Below are 22,066 nucleotides of genomic sequence, written 5' to 3' on the forward strand. Positions count from 1 at the left end.
TGAACGACTAAACTATCTAACGCCCGGAGCCTGTCTCCGGGCGTTTTTGTTTGCGCACGGAACCCTGATGGGCCAGCCTGTCAGGACAACCAAAACAAGGCCTGACCATGATCGAACTTCCCGCCACACTCAGCGTGAACCCGACGCGCAGCCGTCCGAGCGCTGAGCAGATCGCCGCGTTTCAATCGGTCCCAACCGGATTTGTTGCCGATGCACTGGGCGGTGGCGGTGCTTTGGAGCAACAGGTCGCCCAATTGGACACGTCCGGCGTTCTTCCAGCGCATGTCGCAGGACCCGCGCTGACAGCGGACAACGGTCCGGCTGATGTCTTGGCTACCTTTGCCGCCCTGCCCCTTGTTCAGGAAGGTGACGTCGTGATTGGTGGTTTCAGTGGCCATCTCGGCTGCGCCGCGGGCGGCGATCGCCTGTGCGGCATGCTGCGCAACTGCGGGGCCGCCGGCTTTGTCACAGACGGACCCGTGCGCGACTTTGACGGTATTCTTGCGGCTGGTTTGCCGGTCTGGTGTGCAGGGATCACACCCGCCTCACCCTATATGTCCGGTCCCGGGCGTGTGGGCTATGCGGTGCAGGTCGCGGGGCAACAGATCGAAACCGGCGATATGATCGTGGCGGATCGGGATGGGGTCGTTGTGGTGGCCTTTGCGCGCATCGACGAAGTTATAGAACGGCTTGAAACCATCAAGGTTCAGGAAGCCGAGCTGGACGCCAAGGTTGCCGCCGGGTTGAAGTGGCCGTCCTGGGTGGATGATCTGACCTGATCCCGCGCGGGTCTGGACGTCAATCAGCCATCTGCGCGTCGACCTGGGCTTCTTCGTTGATCATTGCCTGAAGCTGGCGTCTGAACCGCAAGGGACCTGCATCAATCGGCAAGTCGATGTGCGGAGAGGTTTTGCTGCTCATTCCTTTCTGAACTTCGCTCAGAACCGCACGATCTTCTTCAAAGGCTTTGCGAACGTCTTCGCTCATGAGTTTGGACAGATCTTCGTCGTCAGGACGGATATTGCGAAGCTGGAACCAGTAATACCGGGTTTCGCTTTCACTGACGGGCGTCATGAAATTGAAACTGTCCATGATGAAGGTGTCTTCGTGCAGTGGTCCATCTTCGCCGCCCGTTCCTGCAGGGGTAAAGATCGCGCGAATGATCGCATGCCCGGGATAGCGCACTTCGTAGTGTTGCTTGCGGTCGCAATTGCCTTCAAAGCCAATGACCTTTTTGTAAAACGGGGCTGGCTCGACATCCATCATCCAGCGATGCACGATCACCCCGTCGTCCGTTTTGGTGACGCGCAGCGGTGTGTCGCGGGTCGCGGACTGGCCAAAGCTGCCTTCGTGCACCCATGCGACGTGGCTGGGATCCAGAAGGTTGTCACACATCAGCAAATAGTTGCAGTCAAGCGCCATGGCAGCGCCTCTGTTGATGCCCCATCCGGGATTGTCATAGTTTTCGATCTCGAAAATATCGGCAGGATCCGCAAGTGCCGGATTGCCCATCCAGATCCAGACCAGCCCGTATTTTTCATGGCAGGGATAGGCCCGCACCTTGGCACTGGAAGGAATGCGCCCACCACCCGGAGCCCAGACGCATTGCCCCGCGCAGTCAAATGTCAGGCCGTGATAACCACATTCCACAGTATCGCCTTTGCGCCGCCCTTTGGTCAGCGGCAATTTGCGATGCGGGCAGGCATCTTCCAGACCGATGTAGTCGCCGTTTTCGGCCCGGAACAGGCAGATGGCTTCACCCAACACCGTGACAGGATGCAGATCATCGCCGATTTCACTGGACCAACCAGCCACGTACCAGGCATTGCGCAAGAACATCGCAGTTTCCTTTTCTGCTGGCGGATCAGCGCCCTTTGAACAGCCCACCCAGAATGCCGCGCACGATACGCCGGCCCGTGGTGCCCTTCAGTTCCTTGATGACCACATCTGCGACCGCCTCGCCAAAGCCGGTTTTCTTGCGGCTGCTCTTGGAGGACGAGCGAGACACCCGGGTTCCGGAATAACGGCGCGCGGCTTTGTATTCGCGCTCTGCGGCCTCGGCCTCTTCTTCGCGGCGTTCCGCCTCTTCGGCTTCGGCTGCGGCCTTTGCCGCGCGCTCCTTGAGCATCTCGAAGGCAGATTCACGGTCAAGCCGTTCATCGTATTTGCCGGACAGATCAGAGGCGCCCATCACACCACCGCGTTCGGCGGCAGAAATCGGGCCCAGTTGGGATGAAGGCGGACGGATCAGGGTGCGCTGCGCCATGCCCGGCACGCCCTTACGCTGCAGCATCGATGTCACCGCTTCGCCGACACCGACTTCGCGGATTGCGCTTTCGATATCGAAGTCGGGGTTTTCCCGATATGTCTCGGCCGCCATCCGCAGCGCTTTGCGGTCTCGCGCCGTAAAGGCGCGCAACGCATGCTGCACCCGGTTGCCAAGCTGGCCCAGAATGTCCTCGGGGATGTCGTCCGGGTTCTGGGTGATGAAATAGACCCCGACGCCTTTTGACCGGATCAGGCGGGCGACCTGTTCAACCTTGTCGACCAGCACCTTAGGTGCGTCATCGAACAACAGGTGCGCTTCGTCAAAGAAGAAAACCAGCTTGGGTTTGTCCGGATCGCCAACCTCGGGCAGTTCTTCGAACAGCTCGGACAGCAGCCACAACAGGAACGTTGCATAAAGACGCGGGCTGCTCATCAGGGTATCAGCGGCCAGAATATTGACCTGCCCCAGCCCGTTTGAGTCTGTCCGCATCATGTCTGCCAGTTCGAGGGCCGGCTCGCCGAACAGGTTGGCTCCGCCCTGATTTTCAAGCACCAGCAAACGACGCTGGATCGCCCCGATCGAAGCCGTGGAAACATTGCCATAGCGCAGGGACAAATCGGTGCGATTCTCGCCCATCCAGACCAGCAAGGCGCGCAGATCGCTCAGATCAAGCAGCGGCAGCCCGTCTTCGTCGGCAAGACGGAAGGCAATGTTCAATACGCCTTCCTGTGCTTCGGTCAGCTCCAGCAGGTTCGACAGCAGCAATGGCCCCATCTCGGCCAGTGTTGTCCGAATGGGATGGCCTTGTTTACCGAAAAGATCCCAAAAGGTGACGGGAAAATCCTGATAGGTGAAATCGTCAAAGCCAATCTTGGCATTCCGCTCCATGAACGGCGCGTGAAGCTTGTGTGCTTCGCTTCCGGCCTTTGCCAGCCCCGACAAGTCGCCTTTGACGTCGGCCATGAAAACCGGAACGCCCGCGCTAGAAAAGCCTTCGGCAAGGATCTGAAGCGTGACAGTCTTACCGGTGCCTGTTGCACCCGCAATCAGGCCATGACGGTTTGCATAACCCAGATCGAGGTATTGCTTTTCCCCATAGTCCTGACCGCCACCGCCGACGAAAATTCCATTTGTCATCGTTTTCTATCCCCTACCGTCCGTTGGCAAACATACATTCTTAACCGCTTGATGCCAGTATGACTTTGCCCATGACGTTATGTCCTCTCCAGTCGTGGGCAAACTTCCTCCCTGTCAGACTGGCCGTGCCCAAGGGCGCGGCCTTTTTTCATGTTTCACCCTGAGATTCATACATTTTTCTAGAGAGAGAATTTGTTGAAAAAACCCTGTTGACCGATGCCTGCAACTTTCGTAGCGTTCGGCCAATGACAAAGTCGGCCAGTCCGACAGGGAGTGATAAAGAAGGGGGCCATCGGGCCCCTTTCTACTTTTTCCACAACATGATGTGTATGATTTTGCCGTTGGCACTAGGCGTCTGGATCAAACGATTCAAAGCGCTGTGAACTGATTTGCGCAGCAAACCGCGCAATCAGACGCTAAGTCAGGAAATTCCGCCCTGACACCGGACGATTGTCGTGCTAACCGGTCGTTTAGAACACAAAGGATTTCAGAGGACGTCCATGACCAAATCGCTCATTCTCTTGTCGTTGCTCGCTGCTTTGGGTGCTGCACCCGCCATGGCGCAGCAGGCCGATGACACAGCCACTGTAGACGAACAGGCAGAGGCCCCGGCCGATGGCGGCACCAACATCGGTGGCCCACTGGACCTGGGTGACGAAGAAGACGCCGCTGATCCTGCCCCGGCAGCGCCCGCCGGACCACAGACCTATATCAAGGAAACTTTCGGCGACTGGGCGCTTCAGTGCCTGCGCGTTCCCGAAGGTCAAGGCGAAGACGTCTGCCAGATGTACCAGTTGCTCAAGGATGCGAACGGCGCATCGGTTGCCGAAGCCAGTATCTTCAAGCTTGAAAACGGCGGCCGCGCGGTAGCGGGCGGCACATTCGTGGTTCCGCTCGAAACCCTTCTGACAGCTAAACTGTCTGTATCCGTCGACGGATCCAAGGCGCGCACCTATGATTATTCGTTCTGCGCGGCCATTGGTTGCTACGCGCGCGTTGGCTTTATTGCCGAAGACATCAACCGCTTCAAAGCCGGTGCCGTTGCCAAGGTCACGCTTGTTCCCGCGCTGGCACCGGATCAAAAGGTGACAGTGGATATGTCGCTGACCGGTTTTACCGCCGCCTTTGATGCAGTTTCATCCCTGCGTCAGTAACCCGGCATCCATCAATCAAAAAGGCCCCCAGAGCTTTGGCGCTGGGGGCTTTTTTGTGTCGTGTGGACGTCATCACATCCTGAATTTGTCCTAGCCCAATACATCGCGCCACGAGTGCCGGGGGGTGAAGCCAACCATTTTTCTGGCCTTCTTGTTCGAAAAGAAGGTTTCATTCGGCTCCATTTCGCTGCGCACCTCTACCCCTTTATAAAAGCGTTCGATCACTTGGTCCGACGTGATGTCGACAGACATGTCGTCATTCGAGACGTTGAACACTTCGTAACCCAGCCCGTCCGTGTTCAGGCAACAATCGACCATGTGCCCCAAATCGCGAGCGTCGATATAGGCAAAGATATTTCGACGGCGAAGCGACGGATCGTCTATGAACGCCGGGAACATTTCATCGTATTCATGTGGCTCAATCACGTTGTTGATCCGCAATCCGTAGATGTCAGCGCCTGTTCTTGCCTGAAACGACCGGGCTGTCACCTCATTGCAGACCTTGGACATGGCATAGCTGTCGTGCGGAACCGTTGGATGAGTTTCATCGATCGGAACGAAATCCGGCATAAGCGTGCCGTCAGCAAAGCAGATGCCGTATGTTGTCTCTGAGCTGGCAAAGATAACTTTTCGCACGCCCAGTTTCACCGCAGCTTCGATGACGTTGTAGGTGCTCAGGGTGTTTTGGCGAAAGCATTCGCCATCAGTGCCAATCATGACGCGCGGAATGGCGGCAAAGTGAACAACGGCATCATAGGTCGGAACCCCAGTGCCCGCGTCCAGTTCCGCGCCTTCGACAAACTGGGACATAGCGCCGATCACCTGCCCGGAATCGCACAGGTCCACGAGCAATTCGGGACAATCCAGACCAGATGGCGTTTGATCGATATTCACCACATGGTGGCCCTGCGCCTGCAAATGGCGGATCGCCCATTTGCCGGCCTTGCCGCTTCCGCCCGTAAAGAAAACTCTCATCGCTATATCCAATCCCAAGCTTTAGCCGTGCGTTTCATCGGACTATCGACAATGGACCAACTTTGGGAAGGCCAGCAAGGCGCTGGTTTCGCGATCAGGCCATTCTAGCCCAGAGACGTCACCCAAAGGATCGTGGCATCATCGTCGCTAATTGAAATGACATTGTGCCCCATGGTGGCATCATAGTAGGCGCTGTCACCCCGGCGCATTTCGATCGGTTCGTAAAATTCGGTGTAGAGTTTGACCACCCCGGTCAGCACATAGAGAAATTCTTCGCCATCGTGCCGGACCCATCCGTCGAATTCATCCATAGACCGTGCCCTTACCCGCGCGCGATAGGGCAGCATGCGTTTGCGTGTCAGGCTGTCCGCCAAGAGGCTGTGTTCGTAGGTGGCGGTTATATGGTCCTGCCCCTCTCCGTCACGGGTCACAGTCATGCGGCCGTTGACCTTTTCCTGCTGTGGCGGCGTGAACAGCTGAGGGACCGAAATTTCCAACCCGACCGCCAGCTTTTTCAGCGCATCATAGGTCGGGGACATTTGCCCGTTTTCGATTTTGGAAAGGGTCGACCGGGCCAAACCGGCCTGTTTCGCGGCCTGTTCCAATGTCCAATCCCGCGCTTTGCGCAATTCGCGGACGCGGGTTCCCAGATCCACCGGTTCGGCAATGGTTTCTTCGCCGTTTTCACGGGCAATGCGGATCAGGGATTTGGGATCTTTTGTCATGCATCGTTGCTAACGGGCGCGGCTAACGCTTGCAAGAGCCTCGCGAGAGGCCTAATCGCGTTTGCATGCTTTCGGTTTTCGATGAAGGGCCTTACGCGCCCTGCCCTACGCCTTTCAACCTCGCGGCCCATGTTCTGGCCGCCGGAACGCAGACGCCCGACAAGATCGCGCTGGCTGTCGTCAAACCAACAGGCGCCCAACGTTGGTCCTACGCGAAACTGACCCAAGCTGTTCTGGGTACAGCGACAGGACTTTTGGAAACAGGGCTCAGGCCGGGTGACCTGATGCTTATGCGTCTGGGCAATACAGTGGATTTCCCGATTGCTTATCTGGGCGCAATTGCCGCCGGGATCATACCGGTGCCCACGTCATCACAACTGACGGAACGCGAAGTCAGCGCGATCATTGATCATCTAGAACCCAAAGCGATCCTGCGGGCTGATGGTGTGGCCTGCCCGGATGGCGCCACCCCGGTCTTTGGGCCCGAGGTATATCAGGCATGGCATAAACTGCCGGCAGCCGGCTTTCAGATGGGCGATCCGGATCGTCTGGCCTATGTGATCTATACCTCAGGCACCTCAGGAACCCCGCCGGCTGTTGGCCATGCGCACCGCGCTATTTGGGCCCGGCAAATGATGATGCAGGATTGGTATGCACTGGGTCCTGAAGACCGCCTTTTGCACGCAGGGGCGTTCAATTGGACCTATACGCTGGGTACCGGACTGATGGATCCCTGGACCAAGGGAGCCACGGCATTGATCCCAGCAGCCGGCACCGATCCGAGCCAGATCCCGCTTTTGCTGGCACGAAACGATGCCAGCGTCTTTGCCGCCGCGCCGGGCGTGTATCGCCAAATCTTGAAGGGGCCGGTGCAGGCACTGCCAAAGTTGCGCCATGGGCTGGCTGCGGGTGAAAAACTACCGCAGAGCCTGCGCGAGCAATGGCGCGACGTCACCGGAACCGAGATCTACGAAGCCTACGGCATGTCGGAGTGCTCGACCTTCATTTCCTCGGCGCCCGGACGGCCATCGGACGGCCGCCATCTTGGCAGGCCGCAACGCGGACGGCGGATTGCGCTTTTGAACGAAGATGGCGCACCTGTTCCACTGGGCACCGAAGGCGTGATTTCCGTTCACCGCTCCGACCCGGGTTTAATGTTGGGTTACATCGGCGCGGATGCAGCAACCGCAGAGAAATTCTCAGGCGACTGGTTTCTGACAGGAGACCGCGGGGAAATGGAGCCCGATGGTCAAATCGCCTATCTCGGCCGCGCTGACGACATGATGAATGCCGGCGGCTTTCGGGTGTCCCCGCTCGAGGTCGAAGCCGCGCTTGCGGCGGTGCCGGGCATTTCAGAAGTGGCCGTGACCGATGTGGAAATCAAACCGGATGTCCGGGTGATCGCGGCCTACTACACCGGGCCCGAGCCACTAAACGAAGACTGGCTTACTTCCGAGGCCGAAAAACGGCTGGCGCGATACAAGCAACCGCGTCTGTACCGCCATGTAGATAGTCTGCCGCGCAATCCCAACGGCAAAATTTTGCGCCGCAAGCTTGGCGCCTAGGCTGTGCTCACACGCCGCCTCGCCTTCCCTGACTTTGGCTGATAGGACAGTATCAATCCAATAAAAGGCCGCGTTATGATTCAGCTTGATATCTTTTCCGATCCGATTTGCCCGTGGTGCTATATCGGCAAGGCCAATCTGGACAAGGCACTGGCCGACTATCCCGATCATCCGTTTCAGATCAGATGGTTGCCCTTCATGCTGAACCCGGACATGCCCCAAACCGGCATGGACCGGCGCGAGTATCTTGAAACCAAATTCGGAGGCAAGGCCGGTGCTGTCAAAGCCTATGCGCCCGTGGTCGAACACGCCGAAAAAGCCGGGCTCGAGATCAATCTCGATGCCATCGAGAAGACCCCCTCAACCATCAATGCGCATCGCCTGATCCATTGGTCCGAAGCTGAAGGTGTTCAAGCCGCAGTCGTACCCGCGCTGTTCCGGGCCTACTTCGTCGAAGGTCGCGATATTGGCGATATCGAAGTGCTGGCGGACATCGCGGATGCCTGTGCCATGGATGCGGCGGTTGTCATGCGCCTGATGAAGGGTGAAGAGGACCGCCGTGAAATCGTCGAACGCGATGCGGCTGCACGCGGTATGGGGATCAATTCTGTTCCGACCTTTATCGTCGCTGGTCAGCACGCTGTTCCCGGCGCTCAGCCACCAGAGCTTTGGGTCAAGGTCATCGAAGAACTGCGCGCGGGAGCAGATCCCGCCGAATGAAACGCCTACCCCTCTTGACGCTTTTGGCCACACCGGTCGGGATCATCGCTATTGGAACTGTCTTTTTCCGATACGCCGAGGGCTGGAGCTGGCTGGACGCTTATTTCTTTACCGTCGTCACACTATCGACTGTTGGATATGGCAATCTCGTGCCTGTGACGGCGGCTGGCAAGATCGGCACCACCATCTTTATCTTTGTGGGGCTGGGTATTTTCGCCGTCGCCATTCAGCAATTTGGCATGTTCGCCATGCGCAAACGGCAGGAACACACCGAATGGCTGGTGACACGTTTGGGCGATGACACGGAAACCGCCAATAAGGATGACGCACCCGCCGGGCCACAGGAGCCCGGACATCGTGAGTGAACCATCCCCATCGGTCCCCCGCAAACCCGGGCGCAAGGAATTCATCGCGCTTGTCGCCATGATGTCTGCGCTTGTTGCGCTATCGGTCGATACAATGCTGCCGGGCCTTCCTCAGATGGCACAGGATCTGACCCCGAACGATCCCAACCGCGCGCAACTGGTTGTGACCAGCTTTGTCCTAGGCATGGGTCTGGGCACTTTGGTGACCGGGCCGCTATCCGACAGCTTTGGGCGCAAATCCGTCTTGTTGTGGGGGTCAGTGATCTATGTTGCTTCGGCGTTGGCCTGCGCCTACGCGCAAAGCATGGAAGCCCTGCTGATCGCACGGTTGGTGCAGGGGCTAGGCGCCGCCGGCCCACGGGTTGTTGCGCTGGCGCTGGTGCGCGACCGGTACGCGGGTCGCGGTATGGCGCGGATCGTTTCATTTGTGATGATCGTCTTCACCACCGTCCCTGCCATTGCGCCATCGCTTGGCGCCTTGGCGGTTGCCTATTCCAGCTGGCGGCTGATCTTTTGGATATTCATTGTCTTTGCGGTGGTCTTGTCCCTTTGGACCGTTATCCGTTTGCCGGAAACCCTAAGCCCTGAACATCGCCGCCCGTTTAAGGCACGCAGCCTGCGGGCCGCCGTGTTGGAAATGCTGATGCACCCGACTTGCCGCCTCAGCATTCTGGTTCAGGGGCTTGGGTTCGGATGCCTCTTTGCGACCATTTCGACCGTGCAACCCATCTACGATCTGACATTCGACCGCGCCCATGAATTCCATCTTTGGTTTGGTGCGATTGCGGTTCTGGCCGCCTCGGCCTCTTTCCTGAATGCGGCTTTGGTCATGCGGCTTGGCATGATCCGGCTGGTGTCTGCCATGTTGCTGGCCCAAGTGGTCATGAGCGCGGTCATGATTGCCTTGCTGTTGTTCGGCGTGTCCGGCAACACCCTGTTCGGGTTGTTCATGTTGTGGCAGTTGTCGCTGTTCTTTCAGGCTGGCCTGACCATTGGCAACCTCAACGCAATCGCCATGGAACCCATGGGCCACATTGCCGGAATGGCGGCATCTGTAATCGGATCGCTGGCCACGATTATCGCGGTCATTCTGGCTGTGCCCATTGGCTTGGCCTTCGACGGCACCCCGATGCCGCTGGCAATCGGTGTCTTTGTTCTGTGTGCACTGTCGCTGATCCTGATGCGGCGGATGCGCGATTTGCAGGATGAAAACTCCACGCTCTAGCGGTGCTTTCGCAACTGCAGCAAATGGTCTATGCCTTTGCCCAGCCGTTTAAGATGGGAAAGGCCGCGTAATGAGCAAGATCAAGGTAGACAACCCGATTGTAGAAATGGATGGCGATGAAATGACCCGCATCATGTGGGATTTCATCAAGAAAAAGCTGATCCTGCCTTATCTCGACATCGATCTTCTGTACTACGACCTCGGGATCGAGGAACGGGATCGGACCGAAGACCAGATCACTATCGACGCCGCCGAAAGGACCCGCGAAGTGGGCGTTGCTGTCAAATGCGCCACCATCACACCTGATGAAGCACGGGTCGAAGAATTCGGCCTCAAGAAAATGTGGCGCAGCCCCAACGGAACCATCCGGAATATTCTGGGCGGCGTGATCTTCCGCCAGCCGATTATTTGCCGGAACGTACCCCGGCTTGTGCCCGGCTGGACCCAGCCAATCGTTGTTGGTCGTCATGCCTTTGGCGATCAATACAAGGCGCAGGACTTCAAATTCCCCGGCGCAGGCAAGCTAACGATGAAGTTCGAAGGCACAGACGGAACCGTCATCGAGCGCGATGTGTTTGATGCGCCAGACGCTGGCGTTTTCATGTCGATGTATAACCTCGATGCCTCGATCTATGACTTTGCCCGCGCGTCGTTTAACTATGGTTTGAACCTTGGCTGGCCGGTGTACCTGTCGACCAAAAACACCATTCTCAAGCAGTACGACGGCCGGTTCATTGAGATCTTCCAAGAGGTCTTTGAAGCGGAATTCAAAGCGCAGTACGAGGAAAAAGGGATCGAATACCAACATCGTCTGATCGATGACATGGTGGCCTGTGCAATGAAGTGGAACGGCGGTTTCGTTTGGGCCTGCAAAAACTACGACGGTGACGTGCAGTCTGACACGGTTGCGCAAGGTTTTGGATCGCTCGGAATGATGTCCAGCCAATTGATGACACCTGATGGCAAGATTGTTGAGTCCGAGGCCGCACATGGCACGGTGACACGTCACTATCGTCAGCATCAGGCAGGCGAGTCGACCTCGACCAATTCAATCGCCTCCATTTATGCTTGGACCGGCGGTCTGAAGCACCGGGCAAAGCTGGATGACAACGCGAAGCTGATGGAATTTGCCTCAACCCTCGAAAAGGTCATCGTCGACACAGTCGAATCCGGCTTTATGACTAAGGATCTCGCACTTTTGGTCGGACCGGATCAGGGCTGGCTGACCACGATGGGCTTCCTTGAAAAGCTGGACGAAAACCTGAACGCCGCATTGGCGGGCTAAGAAACTAGCGGTTTTCGCGAAACAATGCGCCCCAAATCAAGCGCATTGTTTCGCCACTTCAATGCAATCAAGCTTTGCAATAATACCAACAGCTTAACAGTTTACGGATAGAAGGATGATTGTTAACCTTCCCCAATAATCAGTGGGGGCTGTTATGCTAGTTTACCTTTCGTTGCTCGGCGCGATGGCCGCCGGAACTGCCTATGTCGCGACCAGTGACGACGACGAAATTTACGGAACCGAAGGCAACGATGCCATTGATGGGTCCGATGGCGATGACTTCGTCAATGCCTTTGCCGGAGACGATCTGATCGCGGGTGGTGCCGGACAGGATTTCCTGGCCGGTGACGATGGCAGCGACAGCATTGATGGCGGCATCGGGAACGACACCATCTACGGCGGTGATGGCGACGATGTTCTGACCGAAAGCTCAGGCTTGAACGAAATGCGTGGCGGCGAAGGTCAGGATACCATCACTGATAGTGGTGGTTTCGACGGAACCTTCGGCGGGCCGACATTCACGGGGCTCTATGGGGAGGCGGGCAATGATCTGTTGATCCGTGACGGTGGTCAGAGTGCCGCACAGCTGTTTGGCGGTGACGGCGATGATATTCTGGTTGCGGGATCCACAGCCTTTATGGAAGGCGGTGATGGCGCGGATATCTTCATCACGCAGGCCCCTGAAGCCGGACAAAGCCTAAGCTATATTTCGGATTTTGTGTCGGGCGAGGACGTCGCCGTTTATCAACTGGCCGACGGCGAAGACCCTAACGATTTCGCTCTCGAGGAATACACCGTTGGCGAAGAAGTGGTCTTCCGTCTCGTGAAAGAGGACGAAAGCGGCTCCACAACCGTTTTGCGCTTTTTCAATCTGGAGTCTGGTGCGATGTCGTTGGACGACATTGTCTTTTTGGATGCCGACCAAACCCAATCCGTGATCGATAGCCAAGGCGCCGACGGCCCGACACTGCCGGATACTGATGGACCGGGCGATGATGACGACGATACCGGAGGCCCAGCGGATGGCCCGATCAACAACCTTGGCAACGGCGTGGGCGTCGGGGATGTGACCATTGCTGGCACCGAGTTTGACGACAGTATCCGCGGTGGGCTGGGCAACGACGAGATCAACGGCTTTGTCGGCGACGATTTCCTAGTGGGTGATGATGGATCCGATACGATCGAGGGTGACGCCGGGACCGACACCATCTATGCGGGCGACGGCAACGATCTTTTGCGCACCGAAGGTTTGACCAACGAGATGTTTGGCAATGATGGCGCCGATATTCTGCTCGCTGCAGGTGGCGCGATCATGACGGGTGGTGATGGCGGTGACGTCTTCATTCCGGGAACCGATCTCAGCGTTGTTACCGACTTCAACCTCGCCGAAGATTCGATCGTAGTGCCTCTGGCAGAGGGCAGCAGCGCTGCGGATTACAGTGTCGGCAGCGATCCTGAAACCGGTGCAGCCGCGATTTTCTATGGGTCCGATATTATCTTGCGGCTTGATGGTGTCGATCCGGGCACCCTGCCCGCAACTGCCGTCGCCTATGTCGATGCGACGGAGCTGGAAACCTTGCTGAACAGTCAAGGTGAGGATGGGTTCACCCTGCCCGAAACCGAACCACCGGCCATTCCAACCGAAGGGGATGACGCATTGGTCGGCACCGATATGGCGGACACCATCGACGGGCTGAGCGGCAATGACACCATCGATGGCGCCGCGGGCGCCGATCTGCTGGTGGGCGGACTTGGAGATGATCTGATCTACGCCGGAGATGAAACGGCGCCGGGGCAGATTGTCGATGTACCAAACTCACCTTTGATCGAAGCCGAACCCGGCGACACGATTGAAGGCGGTGAAGGTGCAGACACGCTGACTAGCGGCATCGGCAACGTCACCATGCAGGGCGGTGACGGCGATGATCTGCTCTTGGGTGGGTCTGATGGCGTGCAAATCCTGCGTGGCGATGCCGGGGATGATACCTTGATCGGGGGTGAGGCGCAGACACGCACGATCAACGTAGGCAACGTGGTGAGCCCATACTCAGTGGCATCCGCCATGTATGGCGGCGATGGCGCAGACAATCTGGTGTCGGGCGTCGGTTACAGCGCAAGCCCCTTCTTCTCTGGCTTTGACGGCGGTGGATATTTTGGTGGTGCTGGTGCCGACACCTTCTTTGCCATGCCCAACGGTGACGATATGTGGATCCGGGATTTCAATGACATCGAAGATCAAATCGTTCTGGTGGTGCCGGATGGGTCTGTCGTCCCCGAAGAGGCCGAAATCGAATATCGCGTCGAACGCGTCGTTGTGGAACCACGCTACCTGATTGTGCGCGGAGCTTTGGAAATCACTGTGCGCGACACGGATGGCACGGCGCTCGCCACTGCAGAAATGCAATGGCAGGCCCCTCGATATTCGCCGGATCTTGAGCGTTTCGTGACTTTGGAGGAAAGCCCCTTTGCCGAAGGTGCCGTCGTCGTCATGACCGAAAGTGAGGCGGCGGCCAGCTATGGTGCAGCAACCCCCGCGGGCAGCACGGACCAATCGATCGTGGTGGGATAGTCCCCACCGCGCCCGCGTCAGCCCTGACCGGAAAACCGTTGGGGCAAACGGGTGCGCAGCGGCATTTTCAACGCGCGGGCCTTGACCAGGTTGAACTTAGGTAGGCGCGCGGGTTTGACCGAGAGCGCCTCATAGGCCTGCGTTTCCGCGCGATCCCAATCCACCTCCTTCTTTTGCTCAAAGCTGGAGATGAACTCGGCACGATCACGCGATGCTTCGGACCATCCGGCACCGGGTGCGCCCTTGGCACCACTTTGGCCCACGGCTTCGCGCACCTGCGTTGAATCATCCAACGCCACGCCGTTCGCGTATTTGAGATGCGCGAGATACAGCCCGCGGGGCATCACGAAAGGAAAGCCGTCGACCCGGCGCGGTGCAACGCGCGTGCCGTGCAGTTGAAAATCCACGGCTCTGCGGGCGATCACCGCTTTGGAGTAATGCCCGGAAAAGGCCAAAGCGCTCCGCTGCGCGAAAACGGATCCTTCGTCTAGGGTCGCGTCTTCGGGCATCTCCACCAGATCAAATCCCAGCGCGGTCAGCACCGGCGCATCATGCGCGGTGACGACGGCCTGCAGGCTTTCGTAGCGGTCGGGATCAAAGCAAACCAATTCATCAGCATCAGTGCGAATGGCAATATCATAGGTACCGCCCAACAGCCCGCCCATGATGCCATTCAACAGATTGCCCCGCACTTTGTCGAAGCCTTCGAATGTTTCTCTGGGGATCGTAAGAACTGATGCCTTGGGACAAATTTCCTGAATGCGGGGGTCCGCGCCATGCGCTATGACAAAGAGGTTTTCAGGGCCGATCAATGCGCCATGGTGCGCGTACCAACGCGACAAGGCCCAATAATCGCGGTGGACCATGGTCAATGCGCAGATCTTCATGCCCGTTTCCTCATGAGATCAGGCTACCGCGCAATAGCTTCTGCGAACAGAGGCAAGTGGCCCGCGCCCCGCGAAAATACGAAGGGCGCAGGCCGAGGGCTTACCCGTCTGCCATCGGGATCAAGCCCGCATCCTGCGCGGCCGCCAATTCATCGGCGTTGAGCAGGGCGTCGCCGTCACTGTCAGCGGCCATGAAGGCATCGCTGTCGACGTCCGGAAATACGGCCTGCACTTCGTCTAAGCTCACCAGTCCGTCGCCATTGGTGTCCAGAACCGATTGGGCCAGAACGACAGCAGGCACGCTGGTCGCCAGAATGAGCGCCAATACTGCCGACGGGTTCCGTTTGGTTGGTGTTTTTGTCATCGTCTTTCCTCCGTGAGTGGTTATGAAGACACGGCAAGACATGACAGGCGCTCTGCAATCCTTCGATGTGTTATGTGGATTGAACGCACAACTGGCGCGTGCTCGCCAGATCATGGGTTGCGCGTCGGCTAACCAAGGCCGATCCGATCCACCCGGCAAAACCGCGCCGTCCGAACCGGCGGTTTTGCGCAATGCACCGCTGGCTTGTTCAAGTTGAAACGGGCCATTCAGGGCTTTTGCCCCGCATATGGATTCGCGACGAGGCTGGTGCTGAGCGGCCAGCGCGCTAAGTATCCACGCATAGCAAAATAGAAAGTTCCAATGTTCGACCTCATCAACATCGGCCTTGCCGTTCTCACCATCGGATTGGGCCTGTTTGGATTTATAGCGCCACGCTACACAGCTTCCGCGCTGGATCTGACCACCGGGCAAAGCACCATGGGGCTGAGCGAGCTGAGGGCCTCAGCGGGCGGGCTGTTCGTTTCCATGGGTCTAGTTTGCCTGATCCTTGGCGCGCCATGGGCCTACGGTATGCTGGGTGTTGCTTATGCCGGTGCTGCTGTCGGACGTCTGGTGTCGATCATCATAGACAAACCGCCAATGCCCAAGGCGCTGATCTGGTTTCTGTTCGAAGCGGTGCCGGCTGTTTGGCTGATCGCGGTGAATTTTTAGCCAGCGCTCCCCGCAGGCTCTTTGCATCCCCGTTCACAGTGCCTATATTCATCCTGTTCCCATTCGGGAACTATGGACATAAACGCGCTCGTAATAAGCGGATCGGACCCGGGGGCGGTACCCGGCGTCTCCACCAAACATCCTTCGTTTGAGGATCATGGGGACGAAATAGGATCGACGAACGTCTAAAGGGGTTAGCTTTGTCTCGGCTGTCTGCCACCGTTATCGGCGAAAAAAGTACAATTGCAAACGACAATCGTGCTCCGGTTGCTCTGGCTGCGTAAGCAGTTCGAGGAATCGAAATCTTAAGCCCTTGCGCCTAGCCGCGTAAGGCGGGGTTCGCAGGCACCTGGCAACAGAAGCCTGCACTTTCCACAATCTCACCACGTTGTATGCGCAGGCACCCTGCCCTTTGGCGCTTGACCATGCCGCGTAGCCCGCGCACCATCGTACCATGTTGCGCGCTGTTCTTCTCGCCGGGTTGCTGGCTGCTTCCTCATTTCAGTCTGCCAAAGCGTGCCAAACGGCGCTGATCCTTGCCATGGACGTGTCGAACTCGGTCGATCCCGGTGAATACCGTCTGCAAATCGACGGTCTAGCCGCAGCACTTACCGATCCTGAGATTTCGGAAATCATCGTGCGGGATCAGGTCGCGCTGTCTGTGATCCAGTGGTCAGGAACCGACAAACAAGAAGTCAGCATAGACTGGGTGCAAGCTTTCAGCGCGGCGCAGGTTGCGGATCTTGCGGCCCGGGTGCGCGGATTGGAACGCGCCTTTATCTTGTCCAACACCGCGCCAGCCGAAGCCTTGAGTTTTGGCCTGAAGCATTTTCAGGCCGCGCCAAAATGCGCCCGGCTCGTGGTGGATATGTCGGGGGACGGCACGCCAAACTCAGGCACCGAAGTCAGCCGTGTGCGCCGCAGTGCGGAACGACAGGGTATCACGGTCAATGGTCTGGCGATCGAAGGTCTTGGTATTGCGATTACCAATTTCTACCGCCGCAGCGTTATCACCTCGGATGGGTTCGTGATCACCGCGCGAGGCCACCGCGACTATGCCCGCGCAATCCGGATCAAGCTTTTGCGCGAACTCTCACAGGTTCTTGGCTGATATGTCGGCCCCCATGTCAGAGTTGTTTCGTGTCTTTGGACGGATCGGGCTGATGTCGTTTGGCGGGCCCGCAGGACAGATTGCCCTGATGCATCGGGAACTGGTGGAACAGCGGGACTGGCTGAGCGAAGACCAATTCTTGCGGGGGCTGAGCTTTTGCATGCTCTTGCCCGGCCCCGAAGCCATGCAACTGGCCACCTACGCCGGTTGGAAGTTGAATGGTGTCAAAGGCGGTGTACTGGCCGGTTTGCTGTTTGTGCTGCCCGGCGCAATGGTGATCGCGGCGCTGGCGCTGGCCTATGCGCAATTCGGCGCACAACCCGAAACCCAAGCCTTGATGATGGGCATCAAGGCTGCTGTGATCGTCATTGTCGCGCAGGCGATGATCAAACTGTCGTCAAAGGCCCTCAAGGGGACCGCAGAGATGCTGCTGGCACTTGCGGCTTTTGTTGCCCTGTTTGTCTTTGCCCTGCCCTTTCCGCTGGTGATCGCCGCTGCTGCTTGTGTTGGCTATATACGCGCGAATGGGGCGACCGCTGCGGGCCCGCGCGCACCACGCATGGAACTGCCGCTGCGAACGATTGTGTTCTGGCTCGTGCTGTGGCTTCTGCCCCTCGGCGTCTTGTATGGCGCTGGGCAAAGCTTGTTGTTCGATCTTGGCGTATTTTTTGCAAAGCTTGCCGTGGTCACCTTTGGCGGTGCCTATGCCGTACTCGCCTATATGGCACAGGAAGTCGTTCAGGTTCGCGGCTGGCTGGATGCACCACAAATGGTCGACGCCCTTGGACTGGCAGAAACCACGCCCGGACCTTTGATTTTGGTGACGCAGTTTGTGGGTATGCTGGCCGGCCATGCGCAGGGCGGATGGGCAGTGGCCGTTGCCGCGGGGATCGTCACACTCTGGATGACGTTTGTGCCGTGCTTTTTGTGGATCTTTGCCGGGGCCCCTTTGGTGGATACCTTGGTTGACCGGCCCAAATTGTCTGCCGCGCTTGCCGCCATCACCGCTGCTGTGGTCGGGGTCATTGCCAATCTGTCGCTCTGGTTCGCATTCCACGTGCTCTTTGACGAGGTGCGAACCGTTGATCTGGGCCTCATGGAGCTGACGATGCCTGTATTTTCATCGCTCATCTGGCAAAGTTTGCCGCTTGTCGGGCTGGCTGCCGTGTTGCTTGGGCCTTTACGGCGCGGGGTTTTGCGGACTTTGATCTGTTGTGCGACGGCTGGACTGGTTTTGCACGCTCTATGGTGAAATTCAGCCCTTTTCCTCAGCGTCAATTGCAATATGCTGATCTTCAACACCAGTTGGGCAGGCCTTGCGCCGTTGCCTGCGATCCAGGGGATGATCATGTCTGGCAGCATTGACTACGGCAAACTGATGCACAACGCGATGCGCGGTCTGATCCAGAACGTGCTGGAAGATGTGCGGGACAACGGCCTGCCCGGGGATCATCACTTTTTCATAACCTTCGACACGTCGCACCCTGATGCCGAACTCGCGGATTGGCTTTCAGACCGCTATCCAGAAGAAATGACCGTGGTGATGCAGCATTGGTACGACGGGCTTGATGTCACAGACGAAGGCTTTGCGGTTTCGCTGAACTTTGGGGACGCGCCCGAACGGCTTTACATCCCCTACGACGCAATCCGCACCTTTGTAGACCCATCCGTCGAATTCGGACTGCGTTTCGAAAGTCAGGATGAAGACGACGAGGATGGTGATCCAAAGCCGCCCTCGGGTCCGACCGACGGACCGGGTGGCGGCGCACCCAAACCAGACAGCGATCCCGAACCGCAGCAACAAGACGCCGAAGTGGTCAGTTTGGATCGCTTCCGCAAGTAAGCGATTGGCTTTTTTGGCTGCTATCCATTGAAAACTTTGGTCATAGCGCCGCATGTTTGCGGTATCCTATGGTATACATCCTTGCCTTTCATCCTGCGCAGGGTATGACAGGCGCAACTTGCTTGCAGGAGGATGAGCCGTGACCGCAACCCGCACAGAAACCGACAGCTTTGGCCCCCTTGAGGTTCCGACGGACAAGTACTGGGGCGCTCAGACGCAGCGCTCGATCATGAACTTTCCGATTGGCTGGGAAAAACAGCCCGTCGCGATCGTAAGGGCGCTGGGCGTTATCAAACAGGCCTGCGCTCAGGCAAACACAGCATCCGGAAAACTGGACGCAAAACTGGGCGACGCCATCGTTCAGGCCGCCTCGGAAGTCGTGGCCGGCAAATTCGATGACAATTTCCCGCTTGTCGTCTGGCAGACCGGTTCTGGCACCCAGTCGAACATGAACGCCAATGAAGTGATCGCAAACCGAGCGATCGAAATTCTGGGTGGCGAGATCGGATCAAAAGACCCGGTTCATCCCAACGATCACTGCAACATGGGCCAGTCGTCGAACGACACCTTCCCCACAGCCATGCACATCGCCACCGCCATGAGCGTGCGCGACGTACTGCTGCCGGGTCTGGAAAAGCTGCTGGCCGGACTGGAGCAGAAGTCCGAGGAATTCAAGGACATCATCAAGATTGGCCGCACCCATACACAGGACGCCACACCGCTGACACTGGGGCAGGAATTTTCCGGTTATGCCCACCAAATCCGTCAGGGGATCGCACGGGTCAAAGCCTGCCTGCCCGGCATTTACGAGCTGGCGCAGGGCGGCACCGCAGTTGGCACAGGCCTGAACACGGACAAAGGCTGGGGCGAAACCGTGGCCGCCAACATGGCCGAGATCACAGATCTGCCCTTTGTGACCGCGCCAAACAAGTTCGAAGCCCTAGCCGCGCATGATGCCATGGTCTTTATGTCCGGCGCTTTGGCCACTGTGGCCGGGTCCTGCTACAAGATTGCCAATGACATCCGCCTGCTGGGTTCTGGCCCCCGCTCTGGTCTGGGGGAATTGATCCTGCCCGAAAACGAGCCGGGCAGCTCGATCATGCCGGGCAAGGTAAACCCGACACAGGCCGAAGCGCTGACACAGGTTGCGGCCCATGTGATGGGCAATGATGCGGCGATCAAATTTGCAGGCTCGCAGGGTCATTTTGAACTGAACGTTTACAACCCGATGATGTCCTACAACCTGTTGCAGTCGATCCAACTGCTTGGGGATGCTGCAGATTCCTTCACCGAGCGGATGTTGCTGGGCATTCAGGCCAACGAGCCGCGCATTGACAAGCTTATGAAGGAATCGCTGATGCTGGTCACGGCGCTGGCGCCGACCATCGGCTATGACAACGCCACCAAGGTCGCCAAGACTGCGCATAAGAACGGCACAACACTGAAAGAAGAAGCCGTCGCGCTGGGATTTGTGGACGAAGCGACCTTTGACGCTGTTGTCCGGCCCGAGCAGATGATTGGCCCACGGGACTGAGCGACTTCGGCGCGTGTGATGCGCGCCGACCCATTCGGGGAGCCAGCCCCCCGATCCCCCCGGGATATTTGAAGCACAAAGAAGCCAACAAAGAGCGCGGCGCGGGTCGCGCTCTTTTGCTTTTTCAAAAGGTGGTCTAAGCTTTGAGTATGAGCAAGCCGGTCAATCTGAATCAATTCCGCAAAGCCAAGGCCCGGGCGGACAAACGCCGGCAGGCCGATGAGAATGCTGTCAAATTCGGACGCAGCAAGGCGCAGCGATCGCTGGATCAGGCCCGCACAGACAAAGCGCGTCGTGAACTGGACGGGCACGAGACCGAATGAACGGACGACCGGTCAAACATTCTGTCACCCTGCGCGGTCATCGCACATCTGTCTCACTTGAGGATGCGTTCTGGCAGGCGTTTCGGGCTATCGCCCGGGATCGCGGACTTGCCATCAACGAACTGGCTGTTGAAATCGACGAAGCGCGCGATCCGGAGGTGGGGCTGGCCTCGTCGATCAGGGTCTATATCCTGGAGCACATGCAGGATCAATTGCGCCGCGCAAGACTATGATTTCGCAGGAAAAACAAAGCACCGATCGCGCCTGACCGAAAGCCAGAGCGGCGTGCCTATCTTTGGCAGAAACACGTTTGGCACTGTGGCCTTGAGCATCTGTCCATCGTGGTCCATGCGAAACTCCACGAGGCTTTCCGAACCCATGAAGCGCGCGCGCTCCACCACGCCCCGCGCTGGAGTTCCGGCGATTAACGTGGGGTTTGGGCCTTTACCGTGGCGGTCGAAGTCGATGCTGACATGTTGCGGACGGAAAACGATTTCGACCTCTGCACCGTCGGGGACCCCCGGCGCGAGAAATCGGCCAAAGGGTGTATCGGTCAGCGCGCCTTCGACGCGGCCACGCAACACGTTGATATCACTGAAAAAGGCAACCGCCTCTTTGTCGGCGGGTGCATTGAAGATGTTATACGGCGCACCGCGTTGAACAATGCGGCCTTCGCGCATCAAGGCAATTTCGTCAGCCATGCGCATCGCTTCTTCCGGCTCATGGGTGACCAGCAGAACAGAGGCGCCTTCTTCCTTCAGCAGATCCAGCGTTTCATCGCGAATGCCGTCCCTCAAACGGTTGTCCAGGCCCGAGAATGGCTCATCCATGAGCATGATCTTGGGCTTTGGGGCCAACGCCCGTGCAAGAGCCACTCGCTGTTGTTCGCCACCTGACAGATGGTGCGGGAACTCGTCGATGTAGTGTGCCAGTCCGACCCGGTCCAAGAGCGCCTTGGCCCGCACTTTTTTATCGGCGCCCGACCCGGTCAGACCAAAGGCCACGTTCTTGCCGACGGTCAGATGAGGAAACAGTGCGAAATCCTGAAACATCAAACCGATCGAGCGGCGCTCCGGAGGCACGCGGAAGACCGTGTCGCAGACCAATGCCCCATCAACGTAGATGCTGCCGCTGTCTTGCATTTCCACGCCGGCAATCATGCGAAGCGTCGTGGATTTGCCGCAACCGGAGGGGCCCAGCAAACAGGTTACATGCCCCGGCTCAATCGACAGACACACGTTGTCCACGACCGCCTTGCCGTCGAACCGGCGCGTGAAGTCGCGGATTTCAAGCCGCGGAGGGGGACGTTGGTGCGTTACGCTCACGGAGGGCTGCCTGCCTTG

At 58.0% G+C, this 22,066-nt stretch carries 22 protein-coding genes and 1 other RNA gene; 16 read left to right on the forward strand and 7 right to left on the reverse strand.

Annotated features, from left to right (window positions below):
- Nucleotides 1–107 precede the first annotated feature (107 nt).
- Nucleotides 108–779 carry an RraA family protein gene (locus PFY00_RS06495; protein WP_271431724.1) on the forward strand — a complete coding sequence of 224 codons (672 nt, stop codon included), beginning with the start codon at nucleotides 108–110 and terminating at the stop codon, nucleotides 777–779.
- A gap of 19 nt (nucleotides 780–798) precedes the next feature.
- Here the strand turns inward: PFY00_RS06495 and PFY00_RS06500 are convergent, their stop codons facing one another.
- Both PFY00_RS06500 and PFY00_RS06505 read right to left on the reverse strand, forming a co-directional pair.
- Entirely contained in the window at nucleotides 799–1,839 is a 1,041-nt protein-coding gene (locus PFY00_RS06500) for an aromatic ring-hydroxylating dioxygenase subunit alpha (protein ID WP_333908196.1), read from the reverse strand.
- Nucleotides 1,840–1,864: 25 nt separating this feature from the next.
- Nucleotides 1,865–3,406 (reverse strand): helicase HerA-like domain-containing protein, encoded by a 1,542-nt coding sequence (locus PFY00_RS06505; RefSeq protein ID WP_271431726.1) that lies wholly within the window; start codon nucleotides 3,404–3,406, stop codon nucleotides 1,865–1,867.
- Nucleotides 3,407–3,906: 500 nt separating this feature from the next.
- On the opposite strand from PFY00_RS06505, the gene PFY00_RS06510 reads away from it, so the two are divergent.
- Nucleotides 3,907–4,560 carry an invasion associated locus B family protein gene (locus PFY00_RS06510; RefSeq protein ID WP_271431727.1) on the forward strand — a complete coding sequence of 218 codons (654 nt, stop codon included), beginning with the start codon at nucleotides 3,907–3,909 and terminating at the stop codon, nucleotides 4,558–4,560.
- 90 nt (nucleotides 4,561–4,650) lie between these two features.
- On the opposite strand, the gene PFY00_RS06515 is transcribed toward PFY00_RS06510, so the two are convergent.
- A complete protein-coding gene (locus PFY00_RS06515; protein ID WP_271431728.1) occupies nucleotides 4,651–5,535 on the reverse strand; it encodes an NAD-dependent epimerase/dehydratase family protein in 885 nt (294 codons plus the stop codon).
- Nucleotides 5,536–5,639: 104 nt separating this feature from the next.
- Nucleotides 5,640–6,260, reverse strand: a complete 621-nt coding sequence (locus PFY00_RS06520; RefSeq protein WP_271431729.1) for a helix-turn-helix domain-containing protein — start codon at nucleotides 6,258–6,260, stop codon at nucleotides 5,640–5,642.
- Between the two features lie 65 nt (nucleotides 6,261–6,325).
- On the opposite strand from PFY00_RS06520, the gene PFY00_RS06525 reads away from it, so the two are divergent.
- The 6 genes from PFY00_RS06525 (at nucleotide 6,326) to PFY00_RS06550 (ending at nucleotide 13,989) form a co-directional block, all read left to right on the forward strand.
- Nucleotides 6,326–7,825 (forward strand): class I adenylate-forming enzyme family protein, encoded by a 1,500-nt coding sequence (locus tag PFY00_RS06525; RefSeq protein WP_271431730.1) that lies wholly within the window; start codon nucleotides 6,326–6,328, stop codon nucleotides 7,823–7,825.
- Nucleotides 7,826–7,900: 75 nt separating this feature from the next.
- Nucleotides 7,901–8,545 (forward strand): DsbA family oxidoreductase, encoded by a 645-nt coding sequence (locus tag PFY00_RS06530; RefSeq protein WP_271431731.1) that lies wholly within the window; start codon nucleotides 7,901–7,903, stop codon nucleotides 8,543–8,545.
- Nucleotides 8,542–8,910, forward strand: coding sequence for a potassium channel family protein (locus tag PFY00_RS06535; protein ID WP_271431732.1), 369 nt, complete (start codon nucleotides 8,542–8,544; stop codon nucleotides 8,908–8,910). The genes PFY00_RS06530 and PFY00_RS06535 overlap by 4 nt, the downstream gene beginning before the upstream one ends.
- Entirely contained in the window at nucleotides 8,903–10,135 is a 1,233-nt protein-coding gene (locus tag PFY00_RS06540) for a multidrug effflux MFS transporter (protein WP_271431733.1), read from the forward strand. The genes PFY00_RS06535 and PFY00_RS06540 overlap by 8 nt, the downstream gene beginning before the upstream one ends.
- A 70-nt stretch (nucleotides 10,136–10,205) precedes the next feature.
- On the forward strand, nucleotides 10,206–11,420 hold the full coding sequence (locus tag PFY00_RS06545) for an NADP-dependent isocitrate dehydrogenase (RefSeq protein WP_271431734.1): 1,215 nt from the start codon (nucleotides 10,206–10,208) through the stop codon (nucleotides 11,418–11,420).
- Between the two features lie 154 nt (nucleotides 11,421–11,574).
- On the forward strand, nucleotides 11,575–13,989 hold the full coding sequence (locus PFY00_RS06550) for a calcium-binding protein (protein WP_271431735.1): 2,415 nt from the start codon (nucleotides 11,575–11,577) through the stop codon (nucleotides 13,987–13,989).
- Between the two features lie 17 nt (nucleotides 13,990–14,006).
- Here PFY00_RS06550 and PFY00_RS06555 read toward each other — a convergent pair whose 3' ends face one another.
- Nucleotides 14,007–14,876 carry a glycosyltransferase family 2 protein gene (locus PFY00_RS06555; protein WP_271431736.1) on the reverse strand — a complete coding sequence of 290 codons (870 nt, stop codon included), beginning with the start codon at nucleotides 14,874–14,876 and terminating at the stop codon, nucleotides 14,007–14,009.
- 100 nt (nucleotides 14,877–14,976) lie between these two features.
- Nucleotides 14,977–15,240 (reverse strand): EF-hand domain-containing protein, encoded by a 264-nt coding sequence (locus PFY00_RS06560; RefSeq protein WP_271431737.1) that lies wholly within the window; start codon nucleotides 15,238–15,240, stop codon nucleotides 14,977–14,979.
- A 321-nt stretch (nucleotides 15,241–15,561) separates the two neighbouring features.
- Here PFY00_RS06560 and PFY00_RS06565 point away from each other — a divergent pair, with 321 nt between their 5' ends.
- The 8 genes from PFY00_RS06565 (at nucleotide 15,562) to PFY00_RS06600 (ending at nucleotide 20,956) form a co-directional block, all read left to right on the forward strand.
- Nucleotides 15,562–15,912: a DUF4345 family protein gene (locus PFY00_RS06565; protein WP_271431738.1), complete on the forward strand. Its 351-nt coding sequence runs from the start codon at nucleotides 15,562–15,564 to the stop codon at nucleotides 15,910–15,912.
- A 16-nt stretch (nucleotides 15,913–15,928) separates the two neighbouring features.
- Nucleotides 15,929–16,282: a transfer-messenger RNA gene (gene ssrA / locus PFY00_RS06570) on the forward strand.
- Between the two features lie 84 nt (nucleotides 16,283–16,366).
- The gene (locus PFY00_RS06575) at nucleotides 16,367–17,023 is read left to right on the forward strand and encodes a DUF1194 domain-containing protein (RefSeq protein WP_271431739.1); all 657 of its coding nucleotides are present in this window, start codon (nucleotides 16,367–16,369) and stop codon (nucleotides 17,021–17,023) included.
- A gap of 1 nt (nucleotide 17,024) precedes the next feature.
- The gene (gene chrA / locus PFY00_RS06580) at nucleotides 17,025–18,275 is read left to right on the forward strand and encodes a chromate efflux transporter (protein WP_271432212.1); all 1,251 of its coding nucleotides are present in this window, start codon (nucleotides 17,025–17,027) and stop codon (nucleotides 18,273–18,275) included.
- A 96-nt stretch (nucleotides 18,276–18,371) separates the two neighbouring features.
- Nucleotides 18,372–18,866: an SspB family protein gene (locus PFY00_RS06585; RefSeq protein WP_271431740.1), complete on the forward strand. Its 495-nt coding sequence runs from the start codon at nucleotides 18,372–18,374 to the stop codon at nucleotides 18,864–18,866.
- Nucleotides 18,867–19,005: 139 nt separating this feature from the next.
- Nucleotides 19,006–20,400: a class II fumarate hydratase gene (gene fumC, locus PFY00_RS06590; RefSeq protein ID WP_271431741.1), complete on the forward strand. Its 1,395-nt coding sequence runs from the start codon at nucleotides 19,006–19,008 to the stop codon at nucleotides 20,398–20,400.
- A 149-nt stretch (nucleotides 20,401–20,549) separates the two neighbouring features.
- A complete protein-coding gene (locus PFY00_RS06595) occupies nucleotides 20,550–20,723 on the forward strand; it encodes a DUF4169 family protein (RefSeq protein WP_271431742.1) in 174 nt (57 codons plus the stop codon).
- Entirely contained in the window at nucleotides 20,720–20,956 is a 237-nt protein-coding gene (locus PFY00_RS06600; RefSeq protein ID WP_271431743.1) for a ribbon-helix-helix domain-containing protein, read from the forward strand. The genes PFY00_RS06595 and PFY00_RS06600 overlap by 4 nt, the downstream gene beginning before the upstream one ends.
- Here PFY00_RS06600 and PFY00_RS06605 read toward each other — a convergent pair.
- Nucleotides 20,951–22,048 carry an ABC transporter ATP-binding protein gene (locus PFY00_RS06605; RefSeq protein ID WP_271431744.1) on the reverse strand — a complete coding sequence of 366 codons (1,098 nt, stop codon included), beginning with the start codon at nucleotides 22,046–22,048 and terminating at the stop codon, nucleotides 20,951–20,953. The two genes, PFY00_RS06600 and PFY00_RS06605, sit on opposite strands and share 6 nt — an antisense overlap.
- Between the last annotated feature and the right edge of the window lie 18 nt (nucleotides 22,049–22,066).

Source organism: Thalassococcus lentus (assembly GCF_028023555.1).
Classification (GTDB): Bacteria; Pseudomonadota; Alphaproteobacteria; order Rhodobacterales; family Rhodobacteraceae; genus Thalassococcus_A; species Thalassococcus_A lentus.

Bases quoted from the DNA above. Each gene is read 5' to 3' on its own strand.
- PFY00_RS06495 (WP_271431724.1), top strand. From the start codon at position 108: ATGATCGAACTTCCCGCCACACTCAGCGTGAACCCGACGCGCAGCCGT.
- PFY00_RS06500 (WP_333908196.1), bottom strand. From the start codon at position 1,839: ATGTTCTTGCGCAATGCCTGGTACGTGGCTGGTTGGTCCAGTGAAATC.
- PFY00_RS06505 (WP_271431726.1), bottom strand. From the start codon at position 3,406: ATGACAAATGGAATTTTCGTCGGCGGTGGCGGTCAGGACTATGGGGAA.
- PFY00_RS06510 (WP_271431727.1), top strand. From the start codon at position 3,907: ATGACCAAATCGCTCATTCTCTTGTCGTTGCTCGCTGCTTTGGGTGCT.
- PFY00_RS06515 (WP_271431728.1), bottom strand. From the start codon at position 5,535: ATGAGAGTTTTCTTTACGGGCGGAAGCGGCAAGGCCGGCAAATGGGCG.
- PFY00_RS06520 (WP_271431729.1), bottom strand. From the start codon at position 6,260: ATGACAAAAGATCCCAAATCCCTGATCCGCATTGCCCGTGAAAACGGC.
- PFY00_RS06525 (WP_271431730.1), top strand. From the start codon at position 6,326: ATGCTTTCGGTTTTCGATGAAGGGCCTTACGCGCCCTGCCCTACGCCT.
- PFY00_RS06530 (WP_271431731.1), top strand. From the start codon at position 7,901: ATGATTCAGCTTGATATCTTTTCCGATCCGATTTGCCCGTGGTGCTAT.
- PFY00_RS06535 (WP_271431732.1), top strand. From the start codon at position 8,542: ATGAAACGCCTACCCCTCTTGACGCTTTTGGCCACACCGGTCGGGATC.
- PFY00_RS06545 (WP_271431734.1), top strand. From the start codon at position 10,206: ATGAGCAAGATCAAGGTAGACAACCCGATTGTAGAAATGGATGGCGAT.
- PFY00_RS06550 (WP_271431735.1), top strand. From the start codon at position 11,575: ATGCTAGTTTACCTTTCGTTGCTCGGCGCGATGGCCGCCGGAACTGCC.
- PFY00_RS06555 (WP_271431736.1), bottom strand. From the start codon at position 14,876: ATGAAGATCTGCGCATTGACCATGGTCCACCGCGATTATTGGGCCTTG.
- PFY00_RS06560 (WP_271431737.1), bottom strand. From the start codon at position 15,240: ATGACAAAAACACCAACCAAACGGAACCCGTCGGCAGTATTGGCGCTC.
- PFY00_RS06565 (WP_271431738.1), top strand. From the start codon at position 15,562: ATGTTCGACCTCATCAACATCGGCCTTGCCGTTCTCACCATCGGATTG.
- PFY00_RS06575 (WP_271431739.1), top strand. From the start codon at position 16,367: ATGTTGCGCGCTGTTCTTCTCGCCGGGTTGCTGGCTGCTTCCTCATTT.
- chrA (WP_271432212.1), top strand. From the start codon at position 17,025: ATGTCGGCCCCCATGTCAGAGTTGTTTCGTGTCTTTGGACGGATCGGG.
- PFY00_RS06585 (WP_271431740.1), top strand. From the start codon at position 18,372: ATGTCTGGCAGCATTGACTACGGCAAACTGATGCACAACGCGATGCGC.
- PFY00_RS06595 (WP_271431742.1), top strand. From the start codon at position 20,550: ATGAGCAAGCCGGTCAATCTGAATCAATTCCGCAAAGCCAAGGCCCGG.
- PFY00_RS06600 (WP_271431743.1), top strand. From the start codon at position 20,720: ATGAACGGACGACCGGTCAAACATTCTGTCACCCTGCGCGGTCATCGC.